A 22,700-nucleotide genomic window follows, 5' to 3' on the forward strand; every position below is an offset into this window, starting at 1 on the left:
TCGGGCAGGGAGCGTCGCGGCCGGGCCACCGAGGTGTCAGCTCGGTGGGCCGCGTACGTGGTACGGATGGAGCCCCCGGCCGGGATCGAACCGGCGACATCCCGCTTACAAGGCGGGTGCTCTGGCCAGCTGAGCTACAGGGGCAGTGTCCGAGGCCAGCATAGCGACCGGCGTCCGGTTTTCCCGCCCGGCAGGGGTCCCGAGCACGGGAAACGTCGACATCCCGACCTGCGAACGTCGATTCGTGTCCGACCGTGCCCGACTGACCGGTATGCGTATGCCGTCCGTCCCATCCACTGTTCCGCATCTTGGCAGCGTGGCAAAAGCCGTTTACCGTGCAGTGACACGGCTGACATGGGCTGGTCCCCTGACAGCCGTGGCGCCGGTGCGCATGCACCGGTCGCTCCTTCACTCGGATCGTCCGGCACGTTCCTGCCGGTGAAAGGATGCACCCCCTCATGGCTACGGTCACCTACGCGAAGGCGTCCCGGATCTACCCGGGCACCGAACGCCCCGCGGTCAACCAGCTCGACCTCCAGATCGGCGACGGGGAGTTCCTCGTCCTGGTCGGCCCCTCCGGCTGCGGTAAGTCCACCAGCCTGCGGATGCTGGCCGGCCTGGAGGACGTCGACGACGGCGCGATCTACATCGACGACCGGGACGTCACCCACCTGCCGCCGAAGGCCCGCGACATCGCGATGGTCTTCCAGAACTACGCGCTCTACCCGCACATGACGGTGTACGAGAACATGGCGTTCGCCCTCAAGCTGCGCAAGACCTCGAAGTCGGAGATCGACCGGCGGGTCAAGGAGGCGGCGGCGCTGCTCCAGCTGGAGGAGTACCTCAACCGCAAGCCCAAGGCGCTCTCCGGTGGTCAGCGTCAGCGGGTCGCGATGGGCCGGGCCATCGTCCGGGAGCCCCAGGTCTTCCTCATGGACGAGCCGCTGTCGAACCTCGACGCCAAGCTGCGGGTGCAGACCCGTACCCAGATCGCGTCGCTGCAGGCCAAGCTCGGCATCACCACCGTCTACGTGACCCACGACCAGGTCGAGGCCATGACCATGGGTCACCGGGTGGCGGTCATGCTCGACGGTGTGCTCCAGCAGGTCGACACCCCGCGTGCGCTCTACGACACCCCGGCCAACGTCTTCGTCGCCGGCTTCATCGGCTCGCCCGCCATGAACATCAAGACGGTCCCGCTGACCGAGCAGGGTGCCGCCTTCGCCGAGATGTTCATCCCGCTGACCCGCGAGCAGGTCGAGGCGGCCAACGCCGAGGGCGGCGCCGGCAAGGTCACCGTCGGTTTCCGGCCGGAGGACTGCGACATCGTCAGCCCGACCGAGGGCGGCATGCCGGTCGTGGTCGAGCTGGTCGAGGACCTCGGTTCGGACGCCAACGTCTACGGTCACGCCGCGCTGGACGGCGCCTCCGAGCGGTTCGTGGTGCGTACCGACCGGCGAACCATGCCGAACATGGGCGAGACGATCTTCGTCAAGCCGCGCGCCGGCCAGAACCACGCCTTCCACGCCACCACGGGCAAGCGCATCTGAGACAGCAACTGACAAAGGGGCGGCCCGCCGGGCCGCCCCTTTCGTCATTCGTCATCCTGCTGTGGCAGGCAGACCGCAGCCCTTCGCGGCGTCAGCCCCGGGCGCGCCCAGCCCCAGCGGCTTGGCGTCAGCCTTCGACGGCCCGGCGACGCGCCACCTCGGCGAGGGTGACCGCAGCGGCCACGCTCGCGTTGAGCGACTCCACCTCGGAGACCATCGGGATGCTGACGGTCAGGTCACAGGTCTGCCCGACCAGCCGGGACAGCCCGCGTCCCTCCGAGCCGACCACCACGACCAGCGGGCCGACCGCGGCCTCCAGGTCGTACAGGTCGGTATCGCCGTCGGCGTCCAGGCCGACCACCATGAAGCCGGCGTCCCGGCACGCCTTCAACGACCGGGTCAGGTTGGTGACCTGGGCCACCGGCACCCGCGCGGCCGCACCGGCACTGGTCCGCCAGGCGGTCGCGGTGATCCCGGCCGCCCGCCGCTCCGGTACGAAGACACCCTGCGCGCCGAACGCGGCGGCCGACCGGATCACCGCGCCGAGGTTGCGCGGGTCGGTGACCCCGTCCAACGCCACCAGCAGCGGTGCCGCCTGCTCCAACGCGGCGGCGACCAGATCCTCGAACGGCTCGTACGCGAACGGCGGCACCTGAAGGCCGACACCCTGGTGCAGCACGCCCCCGGTCATCCGGTCCAGCTCGGCGCGGCTGATCTCGAGGATGGCGATGCCCCGGTCTGCGGCGGTACGGATGATCTCGTTGACCCGGTCATCCATGTCGATGCCCTGCGCGGTGTAGAGCGCCGTCGCCGGCACCTGGGCGCGCAGCGCCTCCAGCACCGGGTTACGCCCGACCAGCAGCTCCGGCGCGTCCTTGGCCGGGTTCGACTTACGTCCGGGCGCGACCCGGGGACCACCACGCCCGGCGGGCTGCTTGCCGCGAACGGGCTTCGGGGTGGGCGTACCCCGGCCGCCGCCCCGACCCCAGGTGGTGTCCTTGGTGCCCGGCTTGCCGATCTTCGGAGCGCGCCCCTCCTCGGCCGCCGCGCGGCGTTCCTTCTCCTGCTTCCAGGCGGTGCGCTGAGGCACCTTCTCCGTGCCGGAGTACGCCTTGTGCCACGGCCGCTCGTCGGCGGGCAGGGTACGGCCCCGACCGGCGAGGGAATCCTTGTTCTTGCCGCCGGAGCCCTTGGGTGCGCTCGCCTTCGACGCCACCCGCCGGCCACGGCGCTGCGAATTGCCGGCCATCAGTCATGCTCTCCAATTGTCCAACGCGGGCCCTGTGGGGTGTCCTCGACCACCACTCCGGCCCGCTTGAGCTGGTCCCGCAGCGCGTCGGCGGCGGCCCAGTCCTTGCGGACACGGGCCTGCGCACGCTGTTCCAGAGCGAGGGCGACCAGGGAGTCGACCACACCACGGAGGTCACTCGCCCGGGCACCGCCGGTCCAGGCCGGGTCGAGGGGGTCGACGCCGAGGATATCCAGCATCGCGCGGACACTGGCGAGCGCCGTGCGTACGGTCACATCGTCACCGCCGGCCAACGCGTTGTTGCCGTCCCGCAGTACGTCGTGCAGCACCGCCAACGCGGCCGAGGTGTTCAGGTCGTCGTCCATCGCCGCAGCGAACGCGGCCGGCATCTCGCCGAGGTGCCCGACACCCACCCGCTCGACGGACCGCTGCACGAAGCCCTCGATCCGCCGGTACGCCACAGCCGCCTCGCGCAGCGCCTCCTCGGAGTAGTCGATCCGGGAGCGGTAGTGCGCGGCGACGTAGTAGTAGCGCAACTCGACCGGGCGTACCCCGAGCCCGGCGACGTACGCCAGGTCGAGGGCGTTGCCCAGGGACTTGCCCATCTTGGTGCCACCGATGCCGAGCAGACCGTGATGCACCCAGTAGCGGGCGAAAGGCAGGTCGGCGGCCTGCGACTGGGCCAGTTCGTTCTCATGGTGCGGAAAAATCAGGTCGAGCCCACCGCCGTGGATGTCGAACTCGGCACCCAGGTACCGCCAGCACATCGCCGAGCACTCGATGTGCCAACCGGGCCGGCCCAGCCCCCACGGCGACGGCCAGTAGGCGTCCGCCGGCTCGCCCGGCTTGACGCCCTTCCAGAGCGCGAAGTCACGCGGGTCACGCTTACCGCGCTCGGGGGCGTCGGCGGCGGACTGCATCTCGTCCGGCGACTGGTTGGACAGCGCGCCGTACGCCGGCCACGAACGCACGTCGAAGTACACGTCGCCAGAGTCGTCGGTGGCCGGGTAGGCGTGCCCCCGCTCGATCAACTGCGCGATCAGCTGGTGCATCTCCGGAATGTGCCCGGTGGCGCGCGGCTCATAGGTCGGCGGCAACACGTTCAACGCCCGGTACGCCTCGGCAAGCTTCAATTCGTTGGCGTACGCGATCGACCAGAACGGCCGCTCCTGCTCCTGCGCCTTGATCAGGATCTTGTCGTCGATGTCGGTGACGTTCCGGATGAAGGTGACCTCGAAACCGGCGGCCAGCAGCCAACGACGCAGCACGTCATAGTTCACACCGGAACGAAGATGGCCGATGTGCGGCGGTGCCTGAAGGGTGAGCCCACACAGGTAGACCCCCACCTTGCCGGCTTCCCGCGGGACGAAGTCCCGCACCGATCGGGTGGCGGTGTCGTACAGGCGAAGCGTCACCGTACAAGGGTAGCCGTCCGTCGTTTTCCCGGTCCGCCGGAGCCGGGTCGTACGCTGCTGATCGTGACTTCCCCCGCGGCCCCCGGCACCGACCCGCCCACGCCCGCCACGCCCCACCGCGGCCCGGCAGGCGGCGGCAAGCCGACCGCAGACGTACCGAGCGGCGAACCCGTTACCGCCGGCCCCGCTGTCGGCGGCCCCGCTGTCGGCGGCCCAAGCGCTACCGGCGGCACGGGTGGGGGCGGGGTGGGCGTGCCGGGCGGGGAGACCTCGCAGACGCTGGATCGGGGGCTGCGGCTGCTGCACCTCGTCGCCGACGCGCCCGGCGGGCTCACCGTCACCGAGGCGGCGAACCGGCTGGGCATCGGCCGGGCGGCGGTCTATCGCCTGGTCACACCATTGGCCGGGCACGGAATGCTTCGCCGGGACGCCGACGGCCGGCTGCGCCTGGGCGCCGGGGTGCTGCACCTGGCCCGGCGCGCCCAACCACTGCTCGCCGAGGGCGCGCTGCCGGCCCTGCGACGCCTCGCCGAGCAGGCCGGGGCGACCGCGCACCTGACCGTGGTCGAGGGCGGCGAGGGTGTCGCGTTGGCCGTGGTCGAGCCGAGTTGGACCTCGTTCCACGTGGCGTACCGCACCGGAGCCCGACACCCGCTGGAACGAGGCGCGGCCGGGCAGGCCATCCTCGCCGGGCGGTCCGGCAAGGGTGGCCCGGTGAGCACCGTCGGCGAGTTGCAACCCGGTGCGTACGGGGTGGCAGCCCCGGTCCTCGGTGTGCCCGGCCTGGAAGCGAGCGTCGGCGTGGTCGCGCTCGCCCCACTCGACGCCGACGCAGTCGGCGCCCAGGTCCTCGCCGCCGCCACCGCAATCGCCGCCGCCCTCCGCTGACACCGCCTCACCCGCCGCCGACGCCCGCCCGCCGCTGACACCCGCCCGCCCGGCCTCGCCCGTCCCGCTCCCACCCCGCCAGCCTGGTCCACCGGCACGGCCGGCCGCTCCCGCGCTCTGGCCAGCACCGTTACGGCGGAATGGGGGTATCCGGGAGCACCGGAGACCGCAACTCCGCCGTAACGGCGGAAGCGTCTCCCACATCAGCGCGCCTGCGGCGTGCGGCCGCCTATGACAGGGGTTGTGGCGCGCGCCTATACCACGGCGAAGCTGTGGCGCGGGTGTTGTCCACAGGGGTGGTCGATCATGGGAGCAGCCGTTGTCCACAGGGGTCCCGCAGAGCCGATGGTAGGCCGCACGGTGGAGGCATGCCTCCTTCCCCGTACCGGCCGGCCGCCCTCGCGTGGCAGGTGTTCCGCGGTTCCGAGGCGATCCGCGACCGCCTGATCACCCGGCACCAGCTTCGCGGTGCTTCGTGGGTCCGCCTGATGCACGACGTGTACGCAGACGCCCGCCTCGACCGCGATCACGAGTTGCTCTGCCGAGCGGCCTCGCTGCGATTACCACCCGGCGTGCTGATGGCCGGCCCCTCAGCGGCCTACCTGCACGGCATCGAGCACGCCGCGACCTTCACCGACGAGGTTCACGTCCTGGCACCGATGCAGTTCCGGCTCGGCTCACAACGCGGCATCCGAGTGCACACCCTCGGTCCGCGACAACCCCCGCAACCCACCATGGAAATCGAGCAGTGGTTCGCCCTGCCACCAGACTCACCCCCGCCACAGGACTCGACCAGCAAGACGGCGCACCGAGAGCCCTCCACCCCCGCATCCGCGTCCACCGCTGCACCCGCCTCCGCCCCCAGCACGGCATACGCATCCGCAGCCGCCCCTGCATCTGCCCCTATCCCCACATCCGCACTCCCGCCCACGACCGCACCCGCCAACGCACCTGTCCCCACCCCGACCCCCGGAGCCGCGCTCACGCCCGCACCCGTACTCGCACCCGCTGCGACCCCCATCCCCGGTGCCAGGCCCACGTCCGCAATCGCCGAGCGCGCCCGCCGACCTGCCACTATCGCGGGGTCGGCGGGCTCACAGCCCTTGCTCCGGTCGAGTGTCATCTGCTCGGCCTGGGAATGCGCGGTGTGGCTGGAGCCCGTGCAGGCGGTCGGCATCATCGACGCCATGCTCCGGCAGAAGTTGGTGGACCGCGCCGGACTGGAGGCCGTGGCCAGGGCGAACACGGGTCGGCCCGGGGGTCGACGGGCCGAGTGGGTCTTCGGCCTGGCCGATGCGGGTGCGCAGTCGCCGCCCGAGTCGCAGCTACGGGTCCGACTGATCCTGGCGGGGCTGCCCCGACCGGTCACCCAACATCCGGTGCTGCTGGCCACCGGGCGGATCCTGCACCCTGACCTGTCCTGGCCCGAATACCGGGTGGCCGTCGAGTACGACGGGCACTGGCACAGCGATCCCGACCAGATCCACCTCGACCGGCAACGGCTCAACCTGTTGGTGACGGCCGGCTGGCGGGTGCTGCACGTGACCAGCCGACGCCTGCACCGCGACTTCCCGGGACTCGTGCGGGAGGTCCGTACCGCCCTCGCCGCCGCCGGCTGGCACCGCTGACCACCCCGCCACCCAGGCGGGTGATCCACTTCCCCGCCGCATCGCCGCCGAGGGGGGCGGATGATCCACTCCCCGCCGCGTCGCTGCGGAGGGCGAGTGATCCACTCCGTTACGGCGAAGTGGCGGTCACCCAGGCACTGGGTAACCGCCACTTCGGCGAAACCGCAGGCGTGCCCCACACGACACGCCTGCGGCGGACGCGCCGCCGTGCTTAGCGGCGCAGTGGGGTGGTCACTGCGGCGTAGGCGTCGATGATGCCGTGGCCGTAGAAGCCGTTGAAGTCGCGCGAGCCGGCGCAGTACGCGTCGAACTCGGCCGACCGACCCTCGTTGGTGTAGGTCTGCAGCCTCGGCTCGGGGCAGGCGCGCTCGGCGGCCGTACGGAGCAGGTGCCGCTCGACCACGTCGGGCGCGAGGCCGAAGCCACCCCGGCCCTGCGGCTTGCCGTACCGGCTCACGATGAGCGCGGCGACGCCCGAGGCGTGCGGAGCGGCCATCGAGGTGCCCTGGAGGTACGTGTAGTAGGCGCACTGCCGGTTGGCCTTGCACTCCTTGAACACGAAGGTCTCGGCGCCCGGCACGATGTTGCCGTCCTCGTCCACCGAGCCCTCCTCCTGGAGGACCTTCAAGGGGTACGTGGACAGGATCATGTTGGCGTCGGTGCGGAACGTGTCGGTGCCGAAGCCGTCCCGGAACCAACCGCCGGGGGCGGCGATGGCGGTCTGCTCGGTGCCGTAGTTGGAGTAGTCGGCCTTCTTACCGGACGGCCCGACCGACGCGACGCTGATGACGTGCGCCCCTTCGGTGGGCAGGTTCCAGCAGCTGTTGTTGTCGATCTCGCGGGGGTACGGCGCGACGTCCCCGTAGTTCGGGCTGGAGACGTCCGTACGCGGGTCGCCCAGGTCTTCGTGGTTGTTGCCGAGCGCGCCGACCAGGGTGACGCCCCGGTCGTGGGCGTAGGTCAGCGCCCGCTTCATGGCCCGGATGGTGGCCCGCTGCGCGGCCTGCGCCTCCGGCGAGTCAGCCGGGTTGGCCGTGCAGTTGTAGAGCCACGGGTCCACGTAGAAGGACATGTTGACCACGTCAAGGCCCGACCTGCCGGCGTGCAGCAGCGCGTTGACCACCGGGTTGAGGAAGAAGTAGCCGGAGTCCTGGCCGCCCTTGAGGTTGACCAGGGAGACCTTCGGGGCCACGCCGGAGAGGCCGAAGCCGTTGGCGGCAGCGCCGATGGTGCCGGCGACGTGCGTACCGTGTCCGCCGTCGTCGGTGCCGGCCGGGTCGAGGCAGCTCGGCACCTCGCAGGGCCCGTCGATCTCGGGGATGTCGGGCGCGAAGTTGCGCGACAGCGCCCAGTTGAAGTTCGGCGCGATGTCCGGGTGGCTGGCGTCGACGCCGGTGTCCAGGACGCCGACGGTGACCCGGCGGTCACCCGGCTCGATCTTGCGCGCCTTGTCGGCCCGGATCATCTCCAGGCCCCAGAGCTTGTCGTCCAGCGGGTCCAGCTTCTTGCCCCGCTGCTTGCCGGCCCCCTTGGCGGCGGCGACCGCCAGCAGGTGTTCCTGCTCGACCCGGTCCAGCTTGGGCTTGCGGCCGATGGCCTTCTCCTCGGCGGCGCCGATCAGGGCGGCGGCAGCGGTCGCCTTCGTCGCGAAGTCGGCCCGGTCGCTGGTCACCTGGTACACACCGACCTCGTCGGTACGGGACACCACGGTCCCGCCGGCCGACCGGATCGCGGCGATGGCGGCGTCGGCGGAGACCCCGTCCTCCGCCACCACGGTGAAGGTCCGGGCAACGCCGGACGGCTCGGCACCAGCGGGCACGCCCAGGCCGGTCACCGTGAGTGCCAGTGCCGCCGCGGTCGCGACGACACCGACGGTGAAGCGCTTGCTCACCACATCGAATCCTCTCGTTGAGGGACGTGGCGTCATCAGACATCAACGCATGACGTTTCGCCAGACCGGTGTCTGCTAGGAAATGAAAAGTCTGCTTCGCCGGAAAGGCCGACCAGGACAGCGGGCAGCTCGGCGAGGGAGCAAACTGCCGCATCCGGCAGCACATCAGGGGGAAGCGACTCGCCCCGCCGGTTCAGCCAGACCGCCCGCAGCCCGGCCCGCTGGGCGGCGACCACGTCGAAGGCAAGGTTGTCGCCGACGTGCACCACCTGCGCAGGTGTCGCCCCGGCCGCCTCGCACACCCGGGCGTAGAACTCCGGCGCGGGTTTCTTCGGCAGGCCGTTCTCGTGTGCGTACACCTCGAAGGTGAACTCGCCGGCGAGCCCGCAGCGTTCGGCGCGGCTGTTGCCGTTGGTGGCGAAGCCGAGCATCCACCGTTGCCGCAGGGTGGCCAGTGCGGGCAGCACGTCCGGGAAGGGTCGGGTGAGCGCGAACCGGCGGGCGAAGAAGAGCTCGGCCAACTCGTCCAGGTGGTCGTCGAGGCCCGCCCGGGCCAAAGAACGAGCCAGTGCCGCTCGACGGATCTCCCGCACCGGGGCCGAGGCCAGGTCGCCGAAGACGGCGCCCCAGTCGGATTCGAGGTCGGCGAGCGACACTTCGGCCGCCGCCGGGGTACGGCGCCGCATCTCGTCGAGTACGGTCACCAACCCACCGGTGACGGCCGGGCGCAGGTCGAGCAGGGTCTCGTCGGCGTCGAACACCACCGCGCTCAGCATGTCGACCAGGGTGTCAGGTGAGGGCCGGTTCCGCTGCCTTCGGCTGCTCGGGGAGGGCGGGTGCGCGTAGTTCGTCGATGCGGACCAGCGCCACCCCGGCGACGATCAACGCCCCGCCGAACAGTTGCACCACCGTGGGCAGTTCGCCAAGCACCAGCCAGGCGATCAGCACCGCGAACATCACCTCGGTGAGCCCCACGAAGGAGGCCATCCGCGCGCCGAGGACCCGGGTCGCGGCGATCCCGGCCAGGTAGGAGATCACCGCGGCCACCAGCACCAGGCCGGCGATCGGCACCACCCAGCTCATCTCCTGCCCGCCGAACTGCACTGTGCCGAAGCTGGCCCGCAGCGGCAGCGCGCCGACCAGGCCGAGTACCAGCAGCACCGCGGCACCGACCGCCATGCCGCCGCTGGCCATGACCACCGAGGGCAGCGCGGAGTCGACCCGACCGGCGAGTACGAAGTAGCCGGCGAGCCCGACCGCCGCACCCAGTCCCCAGAGCACCCCGATCGGGTCGAGTCGACCCGCACCGGCCAGGTCGAGCACGAAGACCAGGCCGGCCAACGCCGCCACCGACCCGGCCACGGTCAGCCGACGCGGACGCTGCCCCTGCACCAGCCACGTCCACCCGACGACGAGGATGATGCCGAGGTACTCCAGCAGCAGCGCGACGCCGACGGGCAGGTAGCGCACCGCGTTGAAGAAGCAGACCTGGGCGACCGCCACTCCCAGCACCCCGAAGACACCGATCGAGGCGAGGTTGCGGCGCAGCACCGGCCACCGGCCCCGCATGACGAGCAACGCGGGTGCCGCCAGCACCAGGGCGGCGAGGCCGACGCGGGCGATGACCACCGATTCGGCCGACCAGCCGGCGTTGATCAGGGATCGGGCGAAGGTGCCCGAGGTGGCGAAGGTGACCGCGGAGAGCAGGGCCAGCGCGAGGCCGGCACCGGCGACGGGTGATTGACGCATGGCTCTCCTTGGCACGGCGCCTTGACATGGGCAAACTATGGTTACGCCAATGACGCTAGAGTCAGGCCACGACAGGAGTCAAGTTGCTCTTCGCCCATGACACCGAGTGTTCCCTGATCGCCGTTGCCGCGCTGGTCAACACCGATGGCCAGGGCGGCGAAGGGCTGCCCGACGTGGCTGCCCTGAACGCCTTCTTCACCACCCACTCCTACACCGGACGCCACGAACACACCGAAGCGGAACTGCGGGCCGTACGCGCCCTGCGCCCCCGGCTACGGCGCATCTGGCACGCCGACGTCGACGAGATCGTCTCGATCGTCAACGGACTGCTCCGCGAACACCGTGCCCTGCCCCAGCTCATCACCCACGACGACGAGCCGTACCACCTGCACGCCGTACCGCGGGATGCCCCGCTGGCCACCAGGATGGCCGTCGAGGCGGCGATGGCGATCGCCGACGTGGTGCGCGGCGGCGAACTGCGCAGGCTACGCACCTGCGAGTACCCCGACTGCGACAACGTGCTTGTCGACCTGTCGAAGAACCGCTCCCGCCGATTCTGCGAGGCCGGCTGCGGCAACCGGGCCGCCGTCAACGCCTACCGCGCCCGCAAGGCCGCCGCCCGCCCCTGACCCCGCCGTCTTTGGGTGCGTTTGTTGTCGCCAGAGCAACAAGAAACGCACCCAGAGACGAAGACGGTCAGTGGGCGCGCCCGGCCATCAGCCACCGGGTCACCGCGACCCGGAGCAGCACGTACGTTCCGTCCGGGCCGTCCACGGTGACGTCCCATCCGTCGTACCGGTGCCGCAGGCCGTCGACGACGGCGGCCGGGAACGGCTGGCGCACGATGCTCGCCACGCCCTCGGCGACGACCGGCGCATCCACGTCCGGCAGCGCCAGCGACACCCGGGGATCGGCGGCGATGTTGCGGACCTTCCGGTTGCGCTCGGCGGTGCCGATCCACCACTCGCCGTCGAGGTACAGGAACCAGACCGGCGTCAGGTGCGGCGACCCGTCCGGCCGCAACGTGCAGAGCCAGACCACCCGCTCCCGGTCCAGCCGTTCCAACACCTCCGCACCAGGAGAGGTGATCACCTCAGCGCGGCGGCGCGGCGACAAAAACCCGCCAGGCGTACGCCTCGAAGGTCAGCACCGCCCCCGCAACGTCCTTGCTGTCCCGCACCCCCACCACCCCAGGCACATTCGTAGCCACCTCGACACACTGGTCGCTGGAGCCGCTGCGGCTGCTCTTGCGCCACCGCGCACCGCTCAACTCCATGACTCGGCAATCTCCTTCAGCAATTCGATCGACTCCTGTGCTGGTAGGGCCGCGCCAAGGGTAGCCTCCCAAACCCGTTGCAGCATCGACAGATCCGACGACCGATCAAGTTCGCGGCCACCGATCTGGCCACCCAGGTAGGCCACGACCGTCCGGTCTTTCAGGGTGGCGAGCATGAACGGTCCGTTGAGCCCCGGATACTCGTCGGCGGACTGCGGCACCACAAGCAGCCGAAGCGACGGATGATCACTTGCCAGCCGGAGCAGGTGTTGCGTCTGCTCCAACATGATCTTGCGGCCACCGACTCGGCGCCGCAGAGCGGCCTCATCTATCACCACCACCATGCGAGGCGGGTCCTCCTGCCAGACAATGCCCTGACTCGCCAGGCGGTCGGCGAGGCGTTCCTCGCGCTCCGCGCGGGCCAATGAGTCGTCGGCTTCGAAGACCGCGCGAGCATAGGGCTCGGTCTGGAGTAGACCGGGCACGTGCAGTGGTTCAAACCACCGCAGTTCGTCGGCACCTTCGAGGATGGCACGCCATCCTCGAAGCCAGACCTGGGCTTTGTCGAGGGCTACCAGGTGGGTGAGCATTCGGCCGTAGAGGCCGCCGGTGTCCAGGGCCTTGTCGAACTGTTCCAGGTACTTCGGGGTGGGCGGCTGTTGACCCAACTCCACCGCGCTGACCATCGACGGCGAGTAGTTGACGGCCTTGGCCAGATCCTCCTGACTCCAGCCTTGCCGCGCCCGCGCCCGACGTAGCTCCGCGACCAGGAAGGCCGCCGCTGTCAGCTGTCCACTCGTCATTTCCAGCCGCCCTCCAGGAACCGGTCGATCGACTACAGCGCACCGCCACCGGCAACCCGGCCCGGTCACAGTGGGCCTCGGACAGCACGGCCAAACCCTTCCGACCGTAACGGTGTGCTCAGCAGACTGTGCGCAGCGACGCTCGCCGCTCATTCCCCCGAGAGGTGGCGTCGAGGTGGGACCGCCCCGCTCCCCCGGCCGGGCGGTCCCATCGTCGGGGGCCGTGACGAGTCAGATCGACCGGAAGGCTGCGCCATGCCGACCCCATCCGCCGAGGGACCGGAGTCCGGTCCGCACCGTTTCCCCTGGCTACCACGATCGAGCGGCAGCCGACGGCCCGTACCCCTGGCACCTCGCCACCGGCAGGTCTGGCGAGGGCTTCGGCGGTACTGCTCCTGCGGGCTGCGCTGGCGAACCTGTCCGGACCGCCACCGGCTGGTGCCCACCGAGCCGGCCGCACCCCCGGCACCGAACCGCCCGCCCTGGGCGCAGGCCAGGGTGATCCGGCCGCACCTGCCGTTGCGTCCACTGTGGCTGTGTCGGGCCTGCGCGGCACCCTGGCCCTGCGCGACGGCACGACTGACGCTGATCGCCGAGTATGCCCACGACCGGATCGCCCTCAGCGTCTACCTCTGCGCCGTACTGCACGAGGCGGCAGCCGACCTCGACCGCCTGGACCCGGACGAGGGTCCTACCCCGGCCGCCCTCTTCGCCCGGTTCCTGGCCTGGGTACCGCGCCCCGGGACGCACCTGTGACGCCGGTCAGGGGTGGGTCATCCGGAGCAGATCCAGGGCCTCGTCCAACTGGACCTCGGTGAGCTTGCCGGAGTCGACGTGGCCACGGGAGATCACCACCTCCCTGATCGAGGTCTGCTTGGCCAGCGCCTCCTTGGCGATCGAGGCGGCCTCGTCGTACCCGAGGTAGCGGTTGAGGGGCGTGACGATCGACGGCGAGCCTTCGGCGTACGACAGGCAGACCTCGGCGTCCGCGACCAGGCCGACCACGCAGCGGTCGGCGAGCAGGCGGCTCGACGCGGCCAGCAGCCGGATGGATTCGAGCAGGTTGCGGCCCATCACCGGGAGCATCACGTTGAGTTCGAAGTCGCCCTGCGAGCCGGCGAACGCCACCGTCGCGTCGTTGCCGATCACCTGCGCGCAGACCTGCCGGACCGCCTCGCAGACCACCGGGTTGACCTTGCCGGGCATGATCGACGAGCCGGGCTGGAGGTCGGGGATGCGCAGCTCACGCAGGCCGGCGCGAGGGCCCGAGCCCATCCACCGGATGTCGTTGGCAATCTTGTAAAGACCAACCGCGACGGTACGCAGCTGACCCGACGCCTCCACCAGCGCGTCCCGCGCGCCCTGCGCCTCGAAGTGGTTACGTGCCTCGGTCAACGGCAGCCCGGTGGAGTCGCGCAGCTTCTCGATCACGGCGGCGGCGAAGCCGAGCGGGGTGTTGATGCCGGTGCCCACCGCCGTACCGCCCAAGGGCAGCTCGGCCAGCCGGGGCAGCACCCCGTCCAACCGCTCGATGCCGTAGCGGACCTGGGCGGCGTACCCGCCGAACTCCTGCCCCAGGGTCACCGGCGTGGCGTCCATCAGGTGGGTACGCCCCGCCTTGACCACGGTCTCGAACTCCGTGGCCTTGGCCTCCAGCGCGCCGGCCAGGTGATCCAGCGCCGGCAGCAGGTCACGGACGACGGCCTCGGTGGCGGCCAGGTGGATCGAGGACGGGAAGACGTCGTTGCTGGACTGGGAGGCGTTGACGTCGTCGTTGGGGTGCACGTCGCGGCCCAGCTCCCGGCTGGCCAACGTGGCGATCACCTCGTTGGTGTTCATGTTCGACGAGGTGCCGGAGCCGGTCTGGAACACGTCGATCGGGAACTGGTCGTCGTACCCACCGTCGGCCACGTGCGCGGCGGCTGCGGCGATCGACGCGGCCACGTTCGCGTCGATCACCCCCAGATCGCCGTTGACCTCGGCCGCCGCCCCCTTGATCTGGGCCAGCGCCCGGATCTGGGCGGGCTCGATGCCCCGCCCCGAGATCGGGAAGTTCTGCACCGCCCGCTGCGTCTGGGCCCGCCACAACGCATCGGCGGGCACCTCCACCTCGCCCATCGAGTCGCGTTCGATCCGGTAACCCGTCGTCTCTGCAGTCGTCACGCATCCCATCCTGCCCCGCCCGGCGTGGACGTGCAGATGTTCGCCCCAGCCGCTCGGTCCCAGATCAACGGCAACCGGCCGCGAGACACCTTCCGCCTAAATCCTGGCAGCCCAAATAGTGATTCTTTTAAGATTTTCGAAATTTCATCACTTCGATCGAGAGGTTTACACGTTGCAGGACGACGGGGGTAACACCGGCGTGCGTATCGCAAGCCAGCGGCGCAAACCGCGCCGACTCCTCATCACTGGTGCGGCCGTTCTGCTGACCGTGCCGGTCGCCGTGCTCGTCAGCAGCACGCCAGCGGTCGCCGGCACGACCAGGTTCGAACGCCCGACGAGCATCAGTTACACCGACGCCAAGCAGCCGACCGTGGCATTTCCGGTCGGCACCACCGACCGGGTGCCGGTCGGCACCTGGGCCTCCGACGAGGGCAAGCACACCTCCCGGGCGTACTTCACCTTCGACCTCACGCCCTATCAGGGCAAGGACATCATCAAGGCGTACGGGGTCACCGGCGAATCGTCGGTGACCGACTGCGCGCAGCCCCGCAAGATCGAGATCTGGCGTACTGCCACGCCGGCTCAGCCGCCGACCTGGAAGACCGCGCCACGGGTGTACGAGCGGGGCGGTGACGTCTTCAACTCCCCCGCCTGCCCGGCCAGCTACCTCGAACTCGATCTCACCGAAACGCTGCGCCAGGCGGTTGCCGACGGTCAGGACAGCCTCACCCTGATGGCCCGGATCGCCGGGAAGCATGAGAAGAACAAGCGCCTCAGCCGGTGGATCACGCCGCTGGGCATCTCGATCGAGTCCAACGCCGCACCCGACGTGCCGAGCGCACTGACCGTCGCCGGTCTAGCCTGCGCGGACGGCCGGCTGATCGGCACCACCGTGCCGGTGCTCAGCGCCCAGGTCACCGACCCGGACAAGCTCGACGGGTTCGCCGGAGATCAGGTCACCGCCACCTTCGCCTGGTGGCCGGCCGATCGGCCCACCGAGCGCACCGAGTGGACGTCCTACAGTACTTACGCGCCACGCCGCATCAGCTACACGGTGCCGGAGGGTGGGATGGTCCACGGCGGCACGTACGCCTTCTCGGTCCGCGCCGCCGACCAGCACGCCAGTTCCGACTGGTCCCCGGAGTGCCGGTTCACCGTCGACACGGTGCGACCGCCGGCTCCGACAGTCACCTCCACCGACTACCCGGCCGGCTGGAGCCAGCCAGGTCACGGCGGTCCGGGCATTCCCGGCGCCTTCCACCTCTCCGCGCCGGGCGCGGACGACATCGCCGGCTACTACTACGGCGAGAGCGGCCCGTACACATACGTGGCCGCCGACGAGTCGGGATTGGCCACCATCAGCCACGCGCCGACGCGCAGCCACTCCAACCGGCTGTACGTGCAAACCGCCGACCACACCGGCAATCGCTCGGCACAGACGACCTACGAGTTCACCGTGCGCGACACCGCGCCCCGGATCACCGACGGAAATCCGGACGGCGCCATCGGCGAACCCCGCGAGCTGACGTTCACGCCCGGTATGGAGGACGTGGTCGAGTACACCTACCGGCTCAACGACGGCGATCCGGCCACCGTGCCGGCAGGGACGGACGGCACCGCCACGGTGACGGTCACTCCCCGCAAGTCCGGCTGGAACCGGGTCACCGTGACCAGTCGGACCTCCGGCGGGCTGCCCAGCGGCGAGGCGCAGTTGCAGTTCTACCTGGCAACCGAGCCCACCGTCTCGTCCGAGCAGTACCCGATCGGAGGCGGCGAGGGCGCCCTCGTCGGCACCCCCGGCACGTTCGTCTTCCGCCCCGGCATGCCCGGCGTGACCGAGTACGTCTGGTCGGTGGCCGGCGGACCGGAACGGACGGTCGCCGCCGAGGCGGACGGTACCGCGAGCGTAACTTTCACTACCACCTTCGGCGGATTCCACTGGATGGAGGTCTACAGCCGAACCGCCGACGGCACCGTCTCCGAGGCCGCCTCGGCGTACTTCGAAGCGACGTCCTGGGCACCGACGATCGAATCGGCTGACTATCCCATCTACCAGCAGAGCGGCGGACCGGGAGTCGCTGGTGAGTTCACCTTCCGCCCGGCCCACGACGGCGTGACCGGGTACGTCTACACCTTCGAGGGCGAAGAGGAGCGGACGGTCACCGCAGGCGCCGATGGGGTGGCCACGATCAACTGGACGCCGCAGTCCTACCCTGCTGACCGTTCCGGCTGGGTGCGGCTGACCGTACGCGCCACGATGGGATCGATCGTCTCGGACGGAGCCGAGCACGCCTTCGTCCTCAACCGGTTGGCGCCGACGGTGAGCAGCACGGACTACCCACCCACCGGCGGAGGCGGCCCGAACATCCCGGGTCAGTTCACGCTGACCGCGCAGATGCCTGGCACCACCGAGTTCGTCTACCGGTACAACAACGAGGAGCGGACGGTCGCGGCAGGTGCCGACGGCACCGCGACGATCACGCTGACCCCGAGGTACGACGGCGGCCACTACCTGTACGTGTCGAGCAGGACCGCGTCGGGCATCACCTCCGGCGAGGACTACTACTACTTCTACGTGCACTACCAGGGCTGATCCGGAACGACAGGGGTGCCGGGCGGAAGTCCGGCGCCCCTGGTGCGGAAGCACAGCTGGATCCACTCGCTGGCGCAGGTGTAGCTTCGTCCGGTCACGGCCCGGCGCGGGCCGGTGTTCGACCCGGCGCGGCTCGGGGCCTCCCGGTGGGCCCACCTGACCGCGAGGGGGACGGCGCCAGCGCGGGCGGGTCGCTCAACATCGGGGAGCTTCATCCCCGTCTCGGGCGCGAGGCTGGGAGGAAGCGGCCGAGGCGATCCTGGAGCGGGTGGGTCAGGCGACGCTCGCCCGGTGGCCGGGTGAGCACACCCCTTCGCCGCGCCTTTGCTCTGCTTCAACCCACGCAACGGTTTCGGCGACGAAGCAGTGCGTGGGGTGAAGCAGAGCAAAGGCGCCCGGGCCCCTACCCAGGGCTGCCGGAGGGCTGGGGAATGGCGGCTTTCAAGGTCAGCCGCTCGACGGCGGTGGGTGGCGTTGCACGCGGCTGATGTGAGAGCGCGGCACCGGTTGCCGCATGTCGCAGTCTCGGGTTCCGCAAGACGGTGCCGGGATGCGGCATCCTGGGGCATCCGCCAAGGTTGGCTACATGGTTGCGGCGTCTCGGGAGTCCGAGCCTTCACTAGCAACAGAGCCCGGTCACCGACCGGGCGGAGAACGCGCACCGGGCGATCTCGACCGGGAAGAGGGTGTAACGGCGCTGTACGACTACGAGACGCCCTACTGAGCCCGGCAGGCGAGCCCTCGGCAACACGCCGAGGGCTCGCATCGTCGCACTGCCGTCGCTCAGGTGGCCGAGACGCTCAGCGGCTGCCGATGGTGAGGACGGGCTTGGTGACCTCGGCGAAGAAGTCGTTGCCCTTGTCGTCGACGACGATGAAGGCCGGGAAGTCCTCCACCTCGATCTTCCAGACCGCCTCCATGCCCAGCTCCGCGTACTCCAGAACCTCGACGTGCTTGATGCAGTCCTGGGCGAGCCGGGCGGCCGGGCCGCCGATCGAGCCGAGGTAGAAGCCGCCGTGCTGCTCGCAGGAGCGGGTCACCTGAGCGGACCGGTTGCCCTTGGCGAGCATCACCATCGACCCGCCCGCGGCCTGGAACTTCTCCACGTAGGCGTCCATCCGCCCGGCCGTGGTCGGGCCGAACGAGCCGGAGGCGTAGCCCTCCGGGGTCTTCGCCGGGCCGGCGTAGTAGACGGCGTGGTCGCGCAGGTACTGCGGCATCGGCTCGCCCGCGTCCAGCCGCTCGGCGATCTTGGCGTGGGCGATGTCCCGGGCGACCACCAGCGGGCCGGTCAGGGAGAGTCGGGTCTTGACCGGGTACTTCGACAGCTCGGCGCGGATCTCGTCCATCGGCCGGTTCAGGTCGACGCGGACCACCTCGGTGGTGTCCAGCTGCGCGTCGGTGACCTCGGGCAGGTAGCGAGCCGGGTCGGTTTCGAGTCGCTCCAGCCACACACCCGACGGGGTGATCTTGGCAACCGCCTGGCGGTCGGCCGAGCAGGACACCGCGATGGCCACCGGGCAGGACGCGCCGTGTCGGGGCAGCCGCACCACCCGTACGTCGTGGCAGAAGTAGCGCCCGCCGAACTGCGCGCCGATGCCGAAGTTGCGGGTCAACTCCAGCACCTCCGCCTCCAGCTCCAGGTCACGGAAGCCGTGCGCGGTCATCGAGCCGGAGGTGGGCAGCGCGTCGAGGTACTTGGCGGAGGCGTACTTGGCGGTCTTCAGGGCGTACTCGGCGCTGGTGCCGCCGATCACCACGGCCAGGTGGTACGGCGGGCAGGCCGAGGTGCCGATCAGCCGCAGCTTCTCCTCCAGGAACTGCATCATCCGCGTCGGGTTCAGCAGCGCCTTGGTCTCCTGGTAGAGGTACGACTTGTTGGCCGAGCCGCCGCCCTTGGCCATGAAGAGGAACTTGTACGCGTCCGGGTGCCCGTCCGGGTCCTCGGCGTACAGCTCCACCTGGGCGGGCAGGTTGCTGCCGGTGTTGCGCTCCTCCCACATGGTCAGCGGGGCGAGCTGCGAGTAGCGCAGGTTCAGCCGGGTGTACGCCTGCCATACGCCGCGGGAGATCGCCTCGGCGTCGCTGCCGTCGGTGAGCACGTGCCGGCCACGCTTGCCCATCACGATCGCGGTGCCGGTGTCCTGGCACATCGGCAGCACTCCGCCGGCGGCGATGTTGGCGTTGCGCAGCAGGTCCAGCGCGACGAACCGGTCGTTCGGCGAGGCCGCCGGGTCGTCGATGATCGACCGCAGCTGGGCCAGGTGCGCCGGCCGCAGGAAGTGGGCGATGTCATGCATCGCCTCGGCGGTCAGCGCGGTCAGCGCGGCCGGGTCGACGGTGAGGAACCGGCGGCCACCCGGGCCGTTCACCACGTCGACGCCCTCGTCGGTGACCAGGCGGTACTCCGTCTGGTCCGGCCCGGTCGGCAACAGCGGGGCGTACGAGAATTCCGTGCTCATGCCGTCACTCCACTGCGCTCCGTGCCGCCGTGGGGCACCACCGCACTACACCCGTGATTCGCTCGCTGACGCTCGCTCATGACGGCAAAGCCTAGGGCAGAAGGTTCGATCACTCCTACCCACCGGGTGGGGTGGTGCCGCTCACCCTCATCCGACCCGGCGGACGGCGTCACTTGCCGGGATCAGGGTCGTCGCACAGTTCGTTCTTCGGCCCGCAGGTGCTCTGCGGCCCCGGCGCGCCGGGACTGCCCGCCGGCCCTGGCACACTTCCGTCGCCGTTGCGACCTGGATCACCGTTGCGGGCCGGGTCGCCGCTCGCCGCACCGAAGCGGATGTAGCCGATCTCACGGCCCTCACCGATCACCATGCCGGCCGGGCCGACCGCCAGCGCGTTGGCCGAGGTCCGCAGCGCGACCAGTTCCCGGCCGGTACGCGGGTCCAGGGCCACCAGCCGGTTCGGTTTCTCGTCGGCGACGACGGCCGCGTACGGGGTCAGTGCCGCACCCGCCTTCTCGCCGCTCGGCCGGTTCCACCGCACCTGACCGGAGCTGAGTTCCCGGCCGGAGATCCCGTCCCGGCCGGCGGTACGCACCACCGCGTACCGGTCGTCCACGGCGAGCACCCGTTCGGAGTTCTCGGTGGCCAGCAGCAGCCGCCCGTCGTACCCGTCGAGGATCGCCTCCCGACCGTCCGGCGCGACCCCGACCAGCACGTTGCGGGCGCCGTACGGGTCCTCCCGCTGCACGCACCCGGCACTGTCGGCGGTACGCAGGTTGAGCCCGGAACGCTGCCAGGTCTCCTGCCCGGTGGCCGCGTCCCGGCCGGAGATGGTGAAGTAGCAGTTGCCGTCCTGGGAGCGGGCGACGATGCGCAGCAGCCGGCCACCGATCACCGCGAGCCGCTCGTCGCGTCCGGGTTCCACGTCCTGCAACACCCGACCGGTGGCGGTGTCCACCACGTGCACCCGCCCGTCGACGGGGAACCCGAGCAGCGCCGGTACGGTCTCCGGGCCCGCCACCTCACCGTCGATGCGGGGGCTGGACAGCCGACGACTGTCGAGCAGGTTCGGGTTGTCGGCGAGCAGGCCGCTGCTGACCCCGGGCAGGAAGGCGGTCCACAGCGGCGCGACCCCGCGCGGTTCCCAGGCGCTCAGGGTGCAGTCGGTCGCCTCCACGCAACGCGCGTCGAGCAGCAGGTTGCGGTAGGTCCAGACGGCCACCGCGTCGTTGTTGCGCCGACGGGTCACGCCGGTGGTCGGGTCGAGGACCTCGTACCCCTTGACCAGCAGGCGACCGACGGCGACCACGGCTTCGGCACCGCCGCCGGCCACCGCGCTCCAGTCGGCCTTGCGCTCCCAGAGTTGACTGCCGGTGGCCAGGCTGCGGGCCTCGACCCGGGTGCGTTGTTCGACCACCACCGTCTCCCCGGCGATGGTGACGCTGCGCGGGGTGCCACCGATACGTTGCTGCCAGACGAGGTCCGGCTCGGAGATGGGCGACCGCCGGTTCACCCAATCCCACATGCCAGGAAACGGGTTCCAGACTCCGGTCGCGGCCAGCGCGACGACCGTGGTCAGGCCAAGCAGCAGCCAACCACGCACGCCGAGGCCACTGCCCTTCGCCACCGGAACACGGTAGCCACCCGCACCCCCCACCGCCCGCACCGCACCGCGTGTCGTGAAAGGAAGGGCACCTTATTAACGCCTCCGGTGGTAGAGGGGCCCCTTGTTAACGCGAGTGAGCGGCAGGCTTCAGCACCGGCCACAGTGTCAGCGTCGCGGCGATCGACGCGGCACCGGCCACCGCCATCACCACGCCCGGGGCGAGCCACTCGCTCAGCCCGCCCGCACCCGCCGCCGCCAGCCCCTGCATCGCCATCATCCCCGTGCTGACCAGCCCGAACGCCTGCCCACGACGCAACTCGGGCACCGCGTCGAGGAAGCGTCGGGCCAGCCCGAGCTGGTAGGCGAAGCCCGCGGTGGCCACCGCGAAGAGCGCCGCCGCCGGCAGCAGCCCCGGACCGGCCAGGAACGCCAGCATCGGTACGCCGAGCAGCAACGCAAGCCAGGGCGTCCACCGCTCCCGACGCGCCGGCGCCACGAACCGACCCACCAGCAGGTCACCGACCAGCATCCCGCCCGCACCGGCCATCAGCAGTACGCCGGCACTCGCGCCCGGCCCCAACTCCGCCGCGTACGGCACCGCCACGCCTTCGGCACCGACGAGCAGCGAGCCGGGCAGCCACTGGGCGAGCAGCAGTCCCCGGATCCGGCGATCGGCGAGCAGTTCCCGGTTGACCCGCAGCGTCTCCCGAACGGCACCACCCCTGCCCCGCCCCACGGCCGGGCCCACGGCACCGCTGGCCGGGCCCACGGCACCAGTGCTTACGGCATCGGTGGCAGGGGCGGTGCGGATCCGGGCGGGGCGGCGGGTGAGGCCGACGCGTACCAGCAGGGCGGACAGCCCGCAGGTCAACGCGGTCAGCCAGAGCGCGCCGTAGGGCCCGACCAGCCCGAGCAGCAGGCCACCGACGGCGAAGCCGGCCACCTGGGTGCCCCCGGATGCCACCGAGAGCAGCGACCGCCCCAACACGTACGAGTCGCCGTGCAGCACCTCGGGCAGCAGCGCGGTCCGCGCGGCACTGCTGACCGGGCCGAACAGCGCCACGACGGCGACCAGGCCGAGCATCAGCGGCGGTGACAGCGCGCCGGTGGCGAGCACCACGACCACCGCCAGCCGCAACAGGTCGTACCCGACGATCAGCGCGCGGGCCGGCATCCGGTCCGCCAGGGCCAGCAGGAACACCCCGCCGAGCGCGTGCGGCAGAAACCCGGTCACGTACGCCAGCGCGGCCAGCAGCCCGGAGCCGGTGCGCTCGTAGACCAGCACGGAGAGGGCGAGCATCTTCACCGTCTCGCCGATCATGAAGATCCCGAAGCTGCCGAAGATCACCCGGAACTCGGCGACGGCGAAGACGTCGCCGAAGGTCGCCGGCCGCTCGACGGTGGGCGTACGCGTGTCGGTCACGGCGATC

Annotated in this window: 18 protein-coding genes and 1 tRNA gene; 6 read left to right on the forward strand and 13 right to left on the reverse strand. The window is 70.7% G+C overall.

What is annotated here, in order from left to right:
- Nucleotides 1-67: 67 nt before the first annotated feature.
- A tRNA-Thr gene (locus JMF97_RS20855) sits at nucleotides 68-144 on the reverse strand.
- Between the two features lie 314 nt (nucleotides 145-458).
- On the opposite strand from JMF97_RS20855, the gene JMF97_RS20860 reads away from it, so the two are divergent.
- Nucleotides 459-1,550, forward strand: coding sequence for an ABC transporter ATP-binding protein (locus JMF97_RS20860; RefSeq protein ID WP_013736206.1), 1,092 nt, complete (start codon nucleotides 459-461; stop codon nucleotides 1,548-1,550).
- A 127-nt stretch (nucleotides 1,551-1,677) separates the two neighbouring features.
- Here JMF97_RS20860 and rlmB read toward each other — a convergent pair whose 3' ends face one another.
- Nucleotides 1,678-2,799, reverse strand: coding sequence for a 23S rRNA (guanosine(2251)-2'-O)-methyltransferase RlmB (gene rlmB / locus JMF97_RS20865; RefSeq protein ID WP_203223060.1), 1,122 nt, complete (start codon nucleotides 2,797-2,799; stop codon nucleotides 1,678-1,680).
- Complete coding sequence (gene cysS, locus JMF97_RS20870) at nucleotides 2,799-4,214, reverse strand: cysteine--tRNA ligase (RefSeq protein ID WP_203223061.1); 1,416 nt, start codon at nucleotides 4,212-4,214, stop codon at nucleotides 2,799-2,801. The genes rlmB and cysS overlap by 1 nt, the downstream gene beginning before the upstream one ends.
- A 252-nt stretch (nucleotides 4,215-4,466) precedes the next feature.
- Between cysS and JMF97_RS20875 the strand changes: the two genes are divergently transcribed.
- Nucleotides 4,467-5,102 carry an IclR family transcriptional regulator gene (locus JMF97_RS20875; RefSeq protein WP_203223231.1) on the forward strand — a complete coding sequence of 212 codons (636 nt, stop codon included), beginning with the start codon at nucleotides 4,467-4,469 and terminating at the stop codon, nucleotides 5,100-5,102.
- Nucleotides 5,103-6,247: 1,145 nt separating this feature from the next.
- Nucleotides 6,248-6,730 carry an endonuclease domain-containing protein gene (locus tag JMF97_RS31440; RefSeq protein WP_238359757.1) on the forward strand — a complete coding sequence of 161 codons (483 nt, stop codon included), beginning with the start codon at nucleotides 6,248-6,250 and terminating at the stop codon, nucleotides 6,728-6,730.
- A gap of 211 nt (nucleotides 6,731-6,941) precedes the next feature.
- Here the strand turns inward: JMF97_RS31440 and JMF97_RS20885 are convergent, their stop codons facing one another.
- From JMF97_RS20885 to JMF97_RS20895, 3 genes are read right to left on the reverse strand one after another with little or no spacing between them, the layout of a single operon-like run.
- On the reverse strand, nucleotides 6,942-8,621 hold the full coding sequence (locus JMF97_RS20885; protein WP_203223063.1) for a S8 family serine peptidase: 1,680 nt from the start codon (nucleotides 8,619-8,621) through the stop codon (nucleotides 6,942-6,944).
- Nucleotides 8,622-8,656: 35 nt separating this feature from the next.
- A complete protein-coding gene (locus JMF97_RS20890) occupies nucleotides 8,657-9,397 on the reverse strand; it encodes an HAD family hydrolase (RefSeq protein WP_203223064.1) in 741 nt (246 codons plus the stop codon).
- Between the two features lie 13 nt (nucleotides 9,398-9,410).
- Nucleotides 9,411-10,370, reverse strand: a complete 960-nt coding sequence (locus tag JMF97_RS20895) for an EamA family transporter (protein WP_203223065.1) — start codon at nucleotides 10,368-10,370, stop codon at nucleotides 9,411-9,413.
- Between the two features lie 83 nt (nucleotides 10,371-10,453).
- Between JMF97_RS20895 and JMF97_RS20900 the strand changes: the two genes are divergently transcribed.
- Nucleotides 10,454-10,999 (forward strand): CGNR zinc finger domain-containing protein, encoded by a 546-nt coding sequence (locus JMF97_RS20900; RefSeq protein ID WP_203223066.1) that lies wholly within the window; start codon nucleotides 10,454-10,456, stop codon nucleotides 10,997-10,999.
- A 67-nt stretch (nucleotides 11,000-11,066) separates the two neighbouring features.
- Here the strand turns inward: JMF97_RS20900 and JMF97_RS20905 are convergent, their stop codons facing one another.
- Genes JMF97_RS20905 through JMF97_RS20915 form a run of 3 tightly spaced genes read right to left on the reverse strand, consistent with a single transcriptional unit; the run spans nucleotide 11,067 to nucleotide 12,449 of the window.
- Entirely contained in the window at nucleotides 11,067-11,462 is a 396-nt protein-coding gene (locus tag JMF97_RS20905) for a pyridoxamine 5'-phosphate oxidase family protein (RefSeq protein ID WP_307817026.1), read from the reverse strand.
- Nucleotide 11,463: 1 nt separating this feature from the next.
- The gene (locus JMF97_RS20910; protein WP_203223068.1) at nucleotides 11,464-11,646 is read right to left on the reverse strand and encodes a DUF397 domain-containing protein; all 183 of its coding nucleotides are present in this window, start codon (nucleotides 11,644-11,646) and stop codon (nucleotides 11,464-11,466) included.
- Nucleotides 11,637-12,449 carry a helix-turn-helix domain-containing protein gene (locus JMF97_RS20915; protein WP_203223069.1) on the reverse strand — a complete coding sequence of 271 codons (813 nt, stop codon included), beginning with the start codon at nucleotides 12,447-12,449 and terminating at the stop codon, nucleotides 11,637-11,639. Before JMF97_RS20915 ends, JMF97_RS20910 begins: the two co-directional genes overlap by 10 nt.
- Before the next feature lie 498 nt (nucleotides 12,450-12,947).
- On the opposite strand from JMF97_RS20915, the gene JMF97_RS20920 reads away from it, so the two are divergent.
- Nucleotides 12,948-13,205, forward strand: coding sequence for a hypothetical protein (locus JMF97_RS20920; RefSeq protein WP_203223232.1), 258 nt, complete (start codon nucleotides 12,948-12,950; stop codon nucleotides 13,203-13,205).
- A 6-nt stretch (nucleotides 13,206-13,211) separates the two neighbouring features.
- Here JMF97_RS20920 and JMF97_RS20925 read toward each other — a convergent pair whose 3' ends face one another.
- Nucleotides 13,212-14,612 (reverse strand): class II fumarate hydratase, encoded by a 1,401-nt coding sequence (locus JMF97_RS20925; RefSeq protein ID WP_203223070.1) that lies wholly within the window; start codon nucleotides 14,610-14,612, stop codon nucleotides 13,212-13,214.
- 199 nt (nucleotides 14,613-14,811) lie between these two features.
- Between JMF97_RS20925 and JMF97_RS20930 the strand changes: the two genes are divergently transcribed.
- Nucleotides 14,812-17,205, forward strand: a complete 2,394-nt coding sequence (locus JMF97_RS20930) for a hypothetical protein (RefSeq protein ID WP_203223071.1) — start codon at nucleotides 14,812-14,814, stop codon at nucleotides 17,203-17,205.
- An 800-nt stretch (nucleotides 17,206-18,005) separates the two neighbouring features.
- Here the strand turns inward: JMF97_RS20930 and JMF97_RS20935 are convergent.
- The 3 genes from JMF97_RS20935 to JMF97_RS20945 all read right to left on the reverse strand — a co-directional run bounded on the left by JMF97_RS20935 (nucleotide 18,006) and on the right by JMF97_RS20945 (nucleotide 22,693).
- The gene (locus JMF97_RS20935) at nucleotides 18,006-19,667 is read right to left on the reverse strand and encodes a fumarate hydratase (protein WP_203223072.1); all 1,662 of its coding nucleotides are present in this window, start codon (nucleotides 19,665-19,667) and stop codon (nucleotides 18,006-18,008) included.
- A 169-nt stretch (nucleotides 19,668-19,836) separates the two neighbouring features.
- Entirely contained in the window at nucleotides 19,837-21,291 is a 1,455-nt protein-coding gene (locus JMF97_RS20940) for an outer membrane protein assembly factor BamB family protein (RefSeq protein ID WP_203223073.1), read from the reverse strand.
- 103 nt (nucleotides 21,292-21,394) lie between these two features.
- Nucleotides 21,395-22,693, reverse strand: a complete 1,299-nt coding sequence (locus JMF97_RS20945; protein ID WP_203223074.1) for an MFS transporter — start codon at nucleotides 22,691-22,693, stop codon at nucleotides 21,395-21,397.
- Between the last annotated feature and the right edge of the window lie 7 nt (nucleotides 22,694-22,700).

Origin of the sequence: Micromonospora fiedleri (assembly GCF_016774385.1) — a bacterium.
Lineage (GTDB): Bacteria > Actinomycetota > Actinomycetes > Mycobacteriales > Micromonosporaceae > Micromonospora > Micromonospora gifhornensis.

Excerpts from the sequence above, each read along its gene's own strand:
- JMF97_RS20860 (WP_013736206.1), top strand. The coding sequence starts at position 459 with ATGGCTACGGTCACCTACGCGAAGGCGTCCCGGATCTACCCGGGCACC.
- rlmB (WP_203223060.1), bottom strand. The coding sequence starts at position 2,799 with ATGGCCGGCAATTCGCAGCGCCGTGGCCGGCGGGTGGCGTCGAAGGCG.
- JMF97_RS20890 (WP_203223064.1), bottom strand. The coding sequence starts at position 9,397 with ATGCTGAGCGCGGTGGTGTTCGACGCCGACGAGACCCTGCTCGACCTG.
- JMF97_RS20895 (WP_203223065.1), bottom strand. The coding sequence starts at position 10,370 with ATGCGTCAATCACCCGTCGCCGGTGCCGGCCTCGCGCTGGCCCTGCTC.
- JMF97_RS20910 (WP_203223068.1), bottom strand. The coding sequence starts at position 11,646 with ATGGAGTTGAGCGGTGCGCGGTGGCGCAAGAGCAGCCGCAGCGGCTCC.
- JMF97_RS20915 (WP_203223069.1), bottom strand. The coding sequence starts at position 12,449 with ATGACGAGTGGACAGCTGACAGCGGCGGCCTTCCTGGTCGCGGAGCTA.
- JMF97_RS20935 (WP_203223072.1), bottom strand. The coding sequence starts at position 19,667 with ATGAGCACGGAATTCTCGTACGCCCCGCTGTTGCCGACCGGGCCGGAC.